Source organism: Clostridium sp. DJ247, from assembly GCF_014231265.1.
Window position 1 is genome coordinate 1 of the sequence record NZ_JABAIW010000087.1, and the last position, 13,066, is coordinate 13,066.

At 31.3% G+C, this 13,066-nt stretch carries 13 protein-coding genes and 2 pseudogenes; all 15 read left to right on the forward strand.

Annotated features, from left to right (window positions below):
* Nucleotides 1-900: RHS repeat-associated core domain-containing protein (locus tag HGI79_RS21220; RefSeq protein ID WP_185652666.1), on the forward strand; the 900-nt coding region annotated here is incomplete at its 5' end.
* Nucleotides 900-1,442 (forward strand): SecY-interacting protein Syd, encoded by a 543-nt coding sequence (locus tag HGI79_RS21225; RefSeq protein ID WP_185652667.1) that lies wholly within the window; start codon nt 900-902, stop codon nt 1,440-1,442. The genes HGI79_RS21220 and HGI79_RS21225, both read left to right, overlap by 1 nt.
* A 132-nt stretch (nt 1,443-1,574) precedes the next feature.
* Nucleotides 1,575-2,255: a SecY-interacting protein Syd gene (locus HGI79_RS21230; protein WP_185652668.1), complete on the forward strand. Its 681-nt coding sequence runs from the start codon at nt 1,575-1,577 to the stop codon at nt 2,253-2,255.
* Nucleotides 2,256-2,616: 361 nt separating this feature from the next.
* Nucleotides 2,617-2,895 carry a hypothetical protein gene (locus tag HGI79_RS21235; protein WP_185652669.1) on the forward strand — a complete coding sequence of 93 codons (279 nt, stop codon included), beginning with the start codon at nt 2,617-2,619 and terminating at the stop codon, nt 2,893-2,895.
* A gap of 217 nt (nt 2,896-3,112) precedes the next feature.
* Nucleotides 3,113-3,571, forward strand: coding sequence for an SMI1/KNR4 family protein (locus HGI79_RS21240; RefSeq protein WP_241428299.1), 459 nt, complete (start codon nt 3,113-3,115; stop codon nt 3,569-3,571).
* A 367-nt stretch (nt 3,572-3,938) separates the two neighbouring features.
* Entirely contained in the window at nt 3,939-8,255 is a 4,317-nt protein-coding gene (locus tag HGI79_RS21245; RefSeq protein WP_185652670.1) for an RHS repeat-associated core domain-containing protein, read from the forward strand.
* An 18-nt stretch (nt 8,256-8,273) separates the two neighbouring features.
* The gene (locus HGI79_RS21250; protein ID WP_185652671.1) at nt 8,274-8,711 is read left to right on the forward strand and encodes an SMI1/KNR4 family protein; all 438 of its coding nucleotides are present in this window, start codon (nt 8,274-8,276) and stop codon (nt 8,709-8,711) included.
* A gap of 244 nt (nt 8,712-8,955) precedes the next feature.
* Complete coding sequence (locus tag HGI79_RS21255) at nt 8,956-9,102, forward strand: hypothetical protein (RefSeq protein WP_185652672.1); 147 nt, start codon at nt 8,956-8,958, stop codon at nt 9,100-9,102.
* Between the two features lie 43 nt (nt 9,103-9,145).
* Nucleotides 9,146-9,376, forward strand: a pseudogene (locus HGI79_RS23415) (RHS repeat-associated core domain-containing protein); the annotation flags it as partial.
* Between the two features lie 228 nt (nt 9,377-9,604).
* Nucleotides 9,605-9,970 carry a hypothetical protein gene (locus HGI79_RS23030; protein ID WP_241428300.1) on the forward strand — a complete coding sequence of 122 codons (366 nt, stop codon included), beginning with the start codon at nt 9,605-9,607 and terminating at the stop codon, nt 9,968-9,970.
* Nucleotides 9,971-9,990: 20 nt separating this feature from the next.
* Entirely contained in the window at nt 9,991-10,341 is a 351-nt protein-coding gene (locus HGI79_RS21265) for a hypothetical protein (protein ID WP_185652673.1), read from the forward strand.
* Nucleotides 10,342-10,659: 318 nt separating this feature from the next.
* A pseudogene (locus HGI79_RS23770) lies at nt 10,660-10,899 on the forward strand (hypothetical protein); the annotation flags it as partial.
* 45 nt (nt 10,900-10,944) lie between these two features.
* Nucleotides 10,945-11,970 (forward strand): RHS repeat-associated core domain-containing protein, encoded by a 1,026-nt coding sequence (locus tag HGI79_RS21275; RefSeq protein ID WP_207725866.1) that lies wholly within the window; start codon nt 10,945-10,947, stop codon nt 11,968-11,970.
* A gap of 142 nt (nt 11,971-12,112) precedes the next feature.
* Nucleotides 12,113-12,469, forward strand: a complete 357-nt coding sequence (locus HGI79_RS21280; RefSeq protein WP_185652674.1) for an SMI1/KNR4 family protein — start codon at nt 12,113-12,115, stop codon at nt 12,467-12,469.
* A gap of 374 nt (nt 12,470-12,843) precedes the next feature.
* Nucleotides 12,844-13,066, forward strand: a 223-nt coding sequence (locus HGI79_RS23580) for an RHS repeat domain-containing protein (RefSeq protein WP_185652675.1), incomplete at its 3' end; no start/stop codon positions are given.

The window sequence follows — 13,066 nt, forward strand, 5'->3', positions numbered from 1 at the left end:
AGGTTCAGGTATTCAGGAGAGCAGTATGATCCAATAACTAACCAATATTATCTGAGAGCTAGGTTCTATAATCCTGTTGTAGGTAGATTTACACAGGAAGATGTATATCGTGGAGATGGATTAAATTTATATGCTTATGTGGCAAATAATCCTGTGAATTATGTTGACCCTAGTGGGTATGCTTTAACCTGTAAGCAAAAAGAAAATCTATATAAGAACTTGGAAGAGAGTAAGAAAGCTAGGGAATCTTCTAATTTTGGTGGAGAAAAAGTAGACCCAAGAGAAAGAACTACAACTCGTGAAGAGTGGAAAGAATATTATAGAAATCAGCGAACTCCAGGATATAATGATAAAATAAGGAATTATAGAGGCGTAGATTTAAGAGAAGTAAATCCAATATACGTAGCTAATCCTAAATATATTGTAGAAATGGATTATGTAGGACGAAATTTCTCGGGCAAAAATTCTCAGGGGTGGAAAAGAAATCCTGGAGAGTATTTCAAACAACTTCTTAAACAGAGTCCAGAAATATTCAGTGATAGAAATAAGAAGATGATTTTAAATAATGAAGCACCAACAGTAGATAAAACTTTTATCAAGCATTTTCCTCAATATAAAGGTTATGAAGACAATGAACTTGTACATCATCATATAGGAGGTGGCGGACAAGCAATGCCAGTACCTACAGGTGTTCATCCAGGTTCAGGAGGAATTCATAATGAAGAAAAGAGATTAGGGATATTTGGTGATACTGGAAATGATAAAGTCTATGCTGATTACTTAGAAAATATAAAGAATAGAACTGGTAAAACACGTAAGTGGAACAGATTAACAATAGATGGTGTTAAAATTTGGGGTGAAAATGGAAAAGTTTTGATACCTAAAATAGGAGGTAAATAATGAGTGTAAAAATTGCTATGGAAAAATTCTTTGATAACATGATGGAAGGGTATAGTAAAACAGAAGAAGGTTATCCTATGTCGTCATATGTTGATTATATAGATAAAATGATTTACATAGGAGAACAGGATAAAGAAGGATGGATTAGATGGAAACCAATAAAAAAAGATAAAGTTCATGATTTAAAAGATATTGAAGAAGAGTTGGGAATAAAGATTCATAATAATATTAAAGAATATTTTAATTCTTATTGGTTTATTCGTATAAGAGCATCATATAATTCATATAAAATTTCTTTAGATGGAGTACAACCAAGTGATAAAAGATATAATGAATTTAAATGGAAATTAAGAGGTTATAAGAATAACCATGAAGGTAAATTAAATTATATACCATTGGGACTTGTAAATAACATGGACTCACTTGTTTTGGAAAATGAAACTGGAAAAATAAAAGTTGAAAACTATGAAGCAGAAACATATAAAACAATTGCAAATAGTTTAGAAGAACTTATATTGGGGCTAAAACCTGCTATTATATAATTGGAAATTTAGTAACTAAGTTTAAAAATATACAGAAAAAATGTCTATAAGGTTTCAAAGAGGAAAACAATTTTTATAAAATTATAAAATATTTTTCTGTAATAACTAACAGTAGCAGTGAGGGTGAGAAACATGAGTGTAAGAACAGCTATGAAGAAATTCTTTGATGATATGCTAGAGGCATATAGTAAAACAGAAGAGAAGTTCCCCATATCACCAAAAATAGAAGAAGAAGATTTATTAGTGTATGTAGGAAAAAATGATAAAGATGGATGGATTAGGTGGAAACCTGTAAAAAGGGAAAAAAATGCACCGGGTGAAGAAAAGGTAGGAATGTATATAGAAGAACCTATATATACATATACGAATTTTCAAGAAGAACCATTTATAACATATAAGTGGAAACCAGTAGAAAAGCATAAAATTCATGATTTCAAAGATATAGAAGATGAGTTTAAAGTAAAAATTCATGATGATGTTAAAGAATTTTTTAACTCTTATTGGTTTATTGAAATAAATGCATTAGGAGAAGATTACGATGTTAGATTAGATGGAATCGTACCAAATTTGGAACTTGAACAATTTAGAGAAACACTTAGAGAATATGCAGATGAACATAATGGAGAATTAAAATATACTCCTCTAGGAATTGAGGATAATGGAGAAATAGTTGTAGTTGAAAATGAAACTGGTAATGTTAAATTTGAAGACTATGATGCAGAGAGATATATAATAGTAGCAGATAACTTAGAGGAATTTATATTAAAATCAAAACCAGAAGTTATAGATAAAACAGGTGTACGAGTTTGGTGACTTTCTGAAATCAAGGGACTATAGAGCCTTTTAATAGTTTCAGTAAAGGTTAGATTACCATCTAGAAATCAAAGGAGTATATAATTAAAAAAAATATAAGAATAGGTTCAACATAATTTTTCACTGCAAATTAGTTTATAAATCAAAAAAACTAATTTGCAGTTTTTCTTTAAACAGCCTTTTAATAAAAATGCAGGCGGTAGCTAGTTAGTAGTTGGGTTGAAATATATTGGAAATGGGGCTATAAATGCAAGTTATGAAACAACTGGAGGCTAATATTATGGAAGAACAAGAAATTATTAATTGAGTTAGGGAAATAATTGAGTGTCTAGTTAAGAAAGAATATGATAGACTTGAGGTTATGGGAAAGATATCAGTTGCTACGGCTTCTGATATAAAGGAGCGAATAGAAGAATATCTAATTGATGATGAGAAGTTAACAATGCCACCTAATGAATTTATTGAAAACAATATAGATATTTTTGAAATTGAATATCCTAAGAACTTTAAGAAGGAATTTAAAGCAGATATTAATTTATGGGTTGATGATGAGAAAAGTGATTTAACTTTAAGCTGTGAGGCTGTAGTGGATATTGATGAAAAAGTTAATGTATCAATATATGATGTAAGAGTTTTTTAATAAATTAACTATATAAGTGTGGGAAATTATTATATGATAAACTGCAAACTAGTCAGTAGTTAAAAGCTAATTTGCAGTTTATTTTTATTTAATTATTTTAGCGAAAATAAAGATTCAAAGATTAAAAGGATGTATATTACGCTATTAAAAAAGTAAAGGAACAACAATATAAAATGCTTGATAAACTAGAAGTTCCATATCAAAGAATTCGATTTTAATGAAAGGATTGAGATTTAAAATGAGTATTTTTTATGAGCTTAGTGATAATTTTTCAGTAGATGCTAAAGAAGAGCCTCCTTCTGAAGAACAAATAAAGGAACTTGAAAAATTCTCCTCAATAGAAATACCTTTAGATTATTTAGAATTAGTACGTGAAGCAACTGAAGTTGAAATTAAAGTAAAAGATGAGATGTATATACGTATTTGGGGACCAATTGATAGTATAGAAATGAATGAAGCACATTATATTCAAGAGTATATTCCTAATTCACTTGCAATAGGTGATGATGAAGGTGGTAATGTATTGTTATATGTTAATGGTAAGAAAGGATTTGGACTATACATGGTCGGATTTGGAGATTTGGACATTGAAGATGCCGTTTTAGTTGCACCATCTCTTAGAGATTTGTTAGTTAATAATATTGGTATAGATGTGGTTATGAGTGGATATGTATAGTATTAAGCGACATCTAAAGATTTGTTAAGAATCTTTGTAGGCTGTAAATAGTGATTGAAAAATATAATTTTTTATAACCTATTAGGTGTAAATTACAATTTAAGTAGGAAATAAAGCTAAAGGCTAGCATGGGAAGTAAAATTTCTATGCTAGCTTTTAACTGTTTTTAAAGATATATAACACGTCAAATTCAGTTTCTAACCAGAAAGTTATCTATGAACATCTATGCATAAAATAATGCGCTACAAAGGCAAATAATAGGTGCAAAATGTGGACTTTTTGTTATTGTCAATAAAAAATTCACAAAAAAGGGAAAGATTTTTACTCACATATTAAATGGTTTAAATTACATAAAATGTAACTCGAATTGGAAATTATATTTCCATTTTTATATGATAAATATAATAATAAGGTTAGTGAAACAAACAGAGCAGGAAAAACTACTAATTGGATTTATGACAGTAAGGGAAATCTACTTGAAGAGATACATCCAGGAGGCTACTTTATAAAATATTACTATGATGGTAATGATAACCTTATAAAGAAAGAGACTTCAGGTGGTGGTGAAACTCTTTATAGCTATGATAATAGAGGAAATCTATTAGAAGAACTTGTTAAAATACAGGGTGAAAGCTATGCAAAAACAGCTTTTACCTATGATGAATATGGAAGAATAATTACAAAGACAGACCCAGAAAAGAATACTGTGGAGTTAAAATATGGAGAGAAGCATATTGATAAAGCTACAGTTGTAAAAGACCCTGAAGGAAACATATCAAGATATGAATATGATGCAGCAGGAAGAATGACTGTTGTAACTACAGCTTATGGCACTGTAGAACTGGGATATGATGCTTTAAATAGCAGAACCCATATAACTGATGCAAAAGGGAATGTAACAAGGCTCCTATATGACAAAATGGGAAACATGATAAAGCAGATATTCCCAAATGAGTACGATTATAGTATAGATAACGGTAAAGGTTATGAATTCCGTTATGATGCCTTTGACAGACTTATAAAAACTACAGACCCACTGCAGAATGTTTTTGCTGTAAAGTATGATGTTTATGGAAATCTAATAAAAGAAATAAATCCAAACTATTATGACAGATATACTGATGATGGTTTAGGAGTAGAATACGAATATGACAGCAGCTGTAGAAGAATAAAAACCATATATCCAACAGGTGGAGTTTACAGGGTAAAATATGATGCAGCAGGTAATATAGTAAAAACCATAGACCCTGTAAATTACAATAAGGAAACAGATGATGGAAAAGGTACAGAGTATGAATATGATGAAAGAAACAGACTTGTAACTATAAAAGACCCGGAGGGCAATGTATCAAGAAGATTTGTTTATGATGAAGAAGATAATATTGTAAAAGAAATAGATGCTAAAGGTTATTTAAGCGGAGATACCGATGAAACCAGATATGGAACACTTTATAAGTATAATATGGTAGGTTGGATGCTTGAAAAAAGAGTTCCTGTGGAAGAAGACTTAGGAAGTATAAAATATAATGTAACTCTATATTCTTATGATAAAGCAGGAAGAAGAATAGAGGAGAAAATATCTCCAGAATATGTGGATGAAAATAAATATCCTAAAGAGTGGAATACTATAACTTATGCTTATGATAAAAACAGCAGAATAACAAAAATTACTGATACCACAGGAGCAGAAGTACAGTATGCCTATGATTGCCTTGGAAATAGAATCTTAGAAAGATTAAGGATAAATGCTAATACTTATAAGGTAACTAGATATTACTACAACAGTGTAGGTTTGCTTGAAAAAGTAAGCGAAGAGATAAATGAAGGAGATTTAGCAGAAGAAACCAAAGGAAAAACAGCAGCTAAAACCCTATATGAGTATGATGGCAATGGAAATATAACAAAGGTAACTACTCCAGAAGGTTATGAAAATATAGTACGTTATGATGCTGCAGACAGGCTTGTGGAAATAATAAAGAGAGATCCAAAGGATGAGGACTCTGAAAGAAGTACTAAGTATGAGTATGATAGTGCAGGAAACATCATAAAAGAAACGGACTGTAATGGTAACTCTATCAATTATGAATATGATGCCATGAACAGGCAGACAAAAATAGTAGATAAAGAAGGAGGAGTCACAAGGCTTTACTATGATAAAGCAGGCAATATAGTAAAGCACATAACTCCAGAAAACTACAATGCAGAAGAAGATGATGGAAAAGGTACAAGCTACAACTACGACAGCATGAATCGTCTTGTAGAGGTAACCAATGCTCTTGGCGTAATTGTACAGAAAAATAAGTACAACGAAGTTGGAGAGCTTATAGAAAAATTAGATGCTTCTAAAACTGGTGTGGAATACAGTTATGACATAGGTGGAAGAGTAAAGACAATAATAACCCCAGGAGCAAAACAAAAGGGTACAGTAAGCCAGCAGTATACCTATGATGCACTTGGAAATATAACAGGAATAAAAGATGGGGAAGGAAATGAAACCTCGTACAAACTAGACCTTTGGGGAAAAGTAAGGGAAGTACAAAAAGCAGATGGAAGTCGTGAGTGGTATGACTACGATTATATAGGAAATGTAACAAGTACAGTAGATGGAAATGGAAATAAAACAGAGTACACCTACAATAGCTTAAATCTTTTAGCACAAATAAAAGATCCTGCAGGAGAAGTAATGACTTATCAGTATGACAGGCAGGGAAGACTTTCAAGGCATATTGATAGAAATAAAAATATAATAGAGTATCTATATAATCAAGATGACAATATAGTTAGTAAGAGAGATGCAGTTACAGGCACAGCAGAAGAATATAGGTACAATAAAGATGGAAGTTTAGCTGCAGGTATAAGTGGTGGTAAGGTTTATAATTATACTTATACTCCAAATATGAATCTTAAAACTAAGAGTATAAATGGTAAAGTTGTTCTTGAATATGACTACAATAAAGATGGGAATATAACCGCTTTAAAGGATATAACAGGTAGAAAAATAAGTTATAATTATGATATAATTGGAATGTTAAAAGAAGTATGGGATGGTAATAATAAGGCAGCTTCTTATACTTATAATCTAGATAGTACAATAGCTGCTATAAAATATGGTAATGGAATAAGTATAAATTATACACATGATGCCGATAAAAATATAGCAGGAATATTAGCGAAGACCAAAGACGGCAAAGAGCTTTTAAACCATAAGTATTTCTATGATAATAATGGTAACCAGATTAGAAAAGATGAAGCTGGTAACATAACAAGCTACGCTTATGACTACTTAAATAGGCTGGAAAAAGTAGTATATCCAAATCAGACCATAGAAGCCTTCGGCTATGATAAGGTAGGTAATAGAATAAAGAGAGTTAAAGATTCTCTTGTTACAAACTACAGTTATGATGTTAGAAATAGACTCACACAATTAACAGAAACATCAAATACTATAAGTTATCAGTATGATTTACAAGGAAATCTTTTAACTGAAACAGGTAAACTAGGAACTACTAAATATACCTATAACTGCTTTAACAGAACAACTAGTGTACAGAAGTCTGACGGCAGTTATATAAAGAACTACTACAATTCAGAAGGATTAAGAGATAAAGTAGATGAAAATGGTGTAGTAAGTAAGTTTGTATTTGATGGTGATAGTGTAGTTACAGAACTTGATGAAAATAACAGTTTAAAAGCAGCAAGTATAAGAGGTATTGAGTTAATATCTCAAGTAAATGGCAAAGATAATAGTTATTACTATTTAAATAATTATCATGGTGATGTTGTTAATTTAACTGATATAGCAGGAGATATAGTAAATAGCTATAGTTACGATGCCTTCGGTAATACCTTAAAAGCTAATGAACAAGTTCATAACAGGTTTAGATACTGTGGAGAGCAGTATGATGCAGTAACAAATCAGTACTATCTGAGAGCTAGGTTCTATAATCCAGTTGTGGGAAGATTTACACAGGAGGATGAATATAAGGGAGATGGGCTTAATCTATATGCTTATGTAGCTAACAACCCTGTAAATTATGTTGATCGTAGTGGATATGCGTTAACTTGTGAGAAGAAGATAGAACTATATAAAAAATATCCAAACTTATATGAGAATAAGAAGGTTAGGGAAGCTTCTAATTATAGAAATTCAGATGTTAGACCAAATCCAAAGGAAAGGTCAATGACAAAAGCTGAATGGAAACAACAGAAACATAATGAGAGATTTGATAGGTATCAAAATATTAAGGATCCAAATGAATCTAATTTTATATATTTTAATAGAACTCATAAAAATTCATTACCTAAACCTAAAGGAACTGGTCCAAATGGGGCACCATTGCAATCACATCATGGGTTGCAGCAAGAATGGGCAAAAAACAATCTGAAGCAGTATGGATATAATGCAGGACTTGCGCCAACAGTAACTATTGAAACTAGGAAGGCTCAAAATGGATTACCAGCATTGCCACATACAATAATAACTAATTTGCAAATCACTAGGCGTGATGAACGACTTGCTGCAGGTAAAGGCAAGTGGAGTACATCTTTACAGGATGAATTGTATAATATAGTTGGGGATTTTACAAAGGCAGGTTTTTCACGTAGAACAATAGAGAAGGTATTAGAGCAACAGTATAAAATGCTTGATAAACTTAAAGTGCCATATCAAAGAATAAAGTTTTAACGAAGGGATTGATTTAAAATGGATATATTTGAAGAAATTAGTGGTAGGTTTTCTATTGATGCTAATCAGTGTCCGGCCACTGAGGAAGAGATAGTATCTCTTAAAAAGTTTTCAACAATTGAAGTTCCATTAGAGTATTTGGAAATTATACGTCAAGCGACAGAAATTGAAATTAAAGTTGATAACGAAATGTATATTCGTATTTGGGGACCAAATAGCTGTATAGAATTAAATGATGCATATTACGTTCAGAAGTACTTACCAAATTCTCTTGCGATTGGTGATGATGAAGGTGGTGGTGCACTAGTTTATCTTAATGGAAAAGACGGATTTGGAATTTATATGTGTCGTTTTGCAGACTTAGATATTGAGGAAGCAGTAAAAATAGCACCGTCTCTATATGATCTACTAGTTAATAATGTAGGTATAGATATAGCTATGAGTGGATATATGTAATGCCAATTAATATTTTTAATGTTTACTAAGGTTTCAGGCCTATGAATTAAAGCTAAACAAAAGTAAAGTTAAAGGCTAATATGGAAAGTAAAAAGTCTATGTTAGTCTTTTATTGTACTTCTATTCAAATATAGAAAAATTAGTAGATAATAAGGGACTATAAAGATTTAAATTTTCAAGGTTAAAAGAGAGATGCTAATTTTGGCGTTTTGTTAAAAAATTAAAAGGACAACCAATAGTGGGAATGAAAAAACCAAATGCTCATCATTTTTCTGTTAAAGGAGAATTTAAAAATAGAAATAAAGTTGTTCAAGCTTATGCTAAATATTCTAGACAGATTTTAAAAGCTTATAGAATTAATCTATATTTTGGTGGAAACAATTTATGTTAGATACCAGACAAGGGATATACTAGGTAATATAGTAAATAATTAAAGTTATGATGCCTTCGGCAATACTTTAGAAGTAAATGAACAAGTTCATAACAGATTTAGGTATTCGGGAGAACAGTTTGACCCAATAACTAACCAGTACTATTTAAGGGCTAGGTTTTATAATCCTGTTGTAGGTAGGTTTACTCAAGAGGATGAGTATAGAGGAGATGGACTTAATCTTTATGCTTATGTAGCCAATAATCCTGTAAATTATATTGACCCTAGTGGATATGCTTTAACATGTGAGAAGAAGATAGAACTATATAAGAAATATCCAAACTTATATGAGAATAAATTAGCTAGGGAAGCTTCTAATTTTAAGGGAGATAAACCAAATCCAAGCAATCCGAATAAGACCCGTGAGCAGTGGAATAAGCAGCAACATGATGAGAGATATTATAAAGAAGGAGTAGTAAGGAATTATATAGGTAAACCTGTTAAAATTCCACAGGGACATATAATGAGTCCTAGGGATCTTGATTTTTCGGAACCTCCGATTTATGAACCAGGTCCTTTTACAAGTGAACAGCGAAATCAGTTTTTAAAAGGAAATTCTGCGGGAACAAAGCTAGCACCACATCATAGACATCAGATTCCAGTAAGAGATGGAGGTGTTATTGATGAAATTCCAGGGCCAGGACATCCAGCAGGAAACCAACATACTAAGGGTTCACCAACTAGACACCCTGGAAAATCTATATTTAATAGTGAGCCACAAGGTAATATATTGCGCCAAGGCGAGATTGGAGATACATGGAAAAATAAAGGGAAAAGGTTAATACAAACAGGTCCAGATGAATGGTATGATCCAGGTTTTACAAAATAAATAAGGAAAGAAGTAGAGATATGTATAAAATAAAATTAAAAGATGTTTTAGAAAAGTATAAAATTATCTATTGTATAGTAGCACATTTAGATAAAGGTCTAATTGAAACATTAGGAAATAAGGAGGAACTAGCATATCAGGGACTTTTAAAAACACATTTTTACGACATAGAAACTATACAATCACTCGATAAATTTCTTGAAGGTCAATCAAAACCTAAATTATTCAGACAAGGTGAAGTTGCATGCATAATATGTAAGCCAGATAACAATGTTATAATTGGCCTTTTATATCATGAATATAGGGAGTTTCCAGAGTACTTCAAATGGAGTAAGGAAGTTAACCAAGAGATTGAGGCAATTTGGAAATAGTAGAAAATTTAGTTTTAGCTAAAAAAATTAACAGATTCACTAGGTTCGTAAAAATCTTTGGAGGACTTTAACAATTAAGCTATATCAATAGAGTAAAGTAACAATAAAATAAACTGCAAATTAGTTTGAAAGTTAAATGCTAATTTGCAGTTTATTTTATTAAAAAAGCCTTTTGATAAAAAGGCAGACGGTAGACCTCATAAAATTATTTGTTAAGGATTTAGAGAAATAATTAAAAGGAAGTTTTATAGATATTAAATAATTATACAAGAAAACTTAGTTTTAAATTTAAAATATGAGTTAGTCCGATAGGGCGAGATAAAAGTATACGATAGAGCCTTTAGCTATGATGAAGTATGTAATAGAGTAAAGAGAACATTAGATTCTCAAGTAACAAACTACACTTACGACAGTAGAAATAGATTAACATCATTAATTGAAGACGAAAATTTAACAAATTTCAAATATGATAATCAAGGAAATCTTACATCAGAAACAAATAAGCAAGGCACTAAAAAATACACTTGTGATTGCTTCAACCGTACAACTAGTGTTCAAAGACAAGACGGTAGTTATATCAAAAACTTCTATAATCCAGAAGGATTGAGAAGTAAAGTAGATGAGAGTGGTGTAGTTAGTAAGTTTGTATTTGATGGTGACAGTGTAGTAACGGAGCTTGATGAAGAAGATAAATTAAAAGCAGCAAGTGTAAGGGGCATTGAGCTAATATCTCAAGTAGGTAGCAAAGATAATAGCTACTATTATTTAAATAACTATCATGGTGACGTTGTTGGATTAGCTGATATTGCTGGAAATTTAGTAAATTCTTATTCTTATGATGCCTTCGGTAATACTTTAGAAGCTGATGAACAAGTTCATAACAGATTTAGGTATTCAGGAGAACAGTTTGATCCAATAACGAATCAGTACTATTTAAGGTCTAGATTCTATAATCCTGTTGTAGGTAGGTTTACACAGGAGGATGAATACAGGGGTGATGGACTTAATCTTTATGCTTATGTAGCTAATAATCCTATAAATTATGTTGACCCTAGCGGATATGCTTTAACATGTGAGAAGAAAATAGAATTATATAAGAAGTATCCAAATTTATATGAGAATAAGAAGGCTAGGGAATCTTCTAATTTTAGAGGAGACAAACTAAATCCAAGCAATCCGAATATGACTCGTGAGCAGTGGAAAGCAAAAGAACATGAGTTTAGAGAATATCTTAGAGATTTAGAAACTCAGACTGAAATAAAGATAGGTAAAGAACAAAGAGAACTTGTGTTAAGTGATTATTATCAAAACGACTATAGCAAACCAGTAAGTAGAAGTGAATACGAAGCAATTACTAAGGAATATAATAAACTAAAACCTAAAATGAGAGATGAGTGGGCTGAAAAAACAGGACAAAAATTGCCACAATATGAAGAAACAGTTTACTCCAAGAAAGGTGATATATATCTAGATAAAGGTGATAATTTTGACTTGCATCACATCATAGAACGAAACTATGGTGGAAAAAATGAGTGGTGGAACTCTATTCCAGCATCAAATCCTACACAACATCAAGGGGGAATTCATCGTTCAGGTGGACCTGCTAGAAAGTTATTTCCTAAAAAATAGACTAAGAAAGGAAGATATTAAATATGAATAAGTGGAGTTTTTTAGAAAAATATATATTTGAAGTAAATGATGAAAATAGGTTAACTAGCAAACACTCATTTTTAAAGTGGATGAAGCTGACATAATTGAAGCTGAAAAACGTATGGGAAAAATGTTTCCTGGAGAACTTAGACAGTTTTATTTACAAGTTGGGTATGGTTTTTTATGTAAGCAGGATAAGAATTTTATTGACAGAATTATGGACCCTAGTAGCATTGCAGATTTTATACTAGGTGAAGAACGATATGAGTATGATGATGAATATCGTGAAATGATTGATATGGAAAAAGAAATGGTTTTTTTTGAGGTAAGTGAAGGCTCTTATTTATCTTTAGATTTAAGTAAAAAGGATGAAAACGGAGTTTGTCCAGTTTTATACTTTCAAGATGAGGTGGCTAAGTCACTTGAGGATTTCATTAGTAAAATGGATGAAGAGGTAGATTACTATATTAATTACTAGCAATAAATGCAAAAGTAAAATACTAATTGCATCATGTCATCAGTTTCTGAAGTAGTTCGAAACAAAATTGTCTGACATGTTTTTAGTATAGAGAGGTCTAGGACAGAGAATTATGTTGTTTTTTTACTTAGTAAATATTGATGTAGAATTTCAATAAAAAGCTAGGAAAAATCAAAGATTCAAAGGCTAACATGGGAAGTAAAAATCTTGTGTTAGTCTTTGCTTTCTATTATGTTTTTGGAAAGCACTATTATAATTATATTTCTTCTTCTTGGTATTTAATTGCTGATGCACTTGATGGAAACCATATTTCGATAGATTTTGCCTCGGATTGATTAGGTAGATGTTATGAAAGTTTCGAGTATTCTCATGCAGTGGCTGGTAATTGCCCTATTTTAGCATTATCTTTTACACCAGAATACACCTACAACAGTTTAAATCTTTTGTCACAGATAAAAGACCCTGTAGGAGAAGTAATGGCATGCCAGTATGACAGGCAGGGAAGACTTTCAAGGCATATTGATAGAAATAATAATAAGATGACCATAGATTACGATGATGAAGGAAATATAAAAACAATAACATCCCCAGGAGGAA

Excerpts from the sequence above, each read along its gene's own strand:
- HGI79_RS21225 (WP_185652667.1), top strand. The coding sequence starts at position 900 with ATGAGTGTAAAAATTGCTATGGAAAAATTCTTTGATAACATGATGGAA.
- HGI79_RS21230 (WP_185652668.1), top strand. The coding sequence starts at position 1,575 with ATGAGTGTAAGAACAGCTATGAAGAAATTCTTTGATGATATGCTAGAG.
- HGI79_RS21235 (WP_185652669.1), top strand. The coding sequence starts at position 2,617 with ATGGGAAAGATATCAGTTGCTACGGCTTCTGATATAAAGGAGCGAATA.
- HGI79_RS21240 (WP_241428299.1), top strand. The coding sequence starts at position 3,113 with ATGAAAGGATTGAGATTTAAAATGAGTATTTTTTATGAGCTTAGTGAT.
- HGI79_RS21250 (WP_185652671.1), top strand. The coding sequence starts at position 8,274 with ATGGATATATTTGAAGAAATTAGTGGTAGGTTTTCTATTGATGCTAAT.
- HGI79_RS21255 (WP_185652672.1), top strand. The coding sequence starts at position 8,956 with ATGAAAAAACCAAATGCTCATCATTTTTCTGTTAAAGGAGAATTTAAA.
- HGI79_RS23030 (WP_241428300.1), top strand. The coding sequence starts at position 9,605 with ATGAGTCCTAGGGATCTTGATTTTTCGGAACCTCCGATTTATGAACCA.
- HGI79_RS21265 (WP_185652673.1), top strand. The coding sequence starts at position 9,991 with ATGTATAAAATAAAATTAAAAGATGTTTTAGAAAAGTATAAAATTATC.
- HGI79_RS21280 (WP_185652674.1), top strand. The coding sequence starts at position 12,113 with ATGGGAAAAATGTTTCCTGGAGAACTTAGACAGTTTTATTTACAAGTT.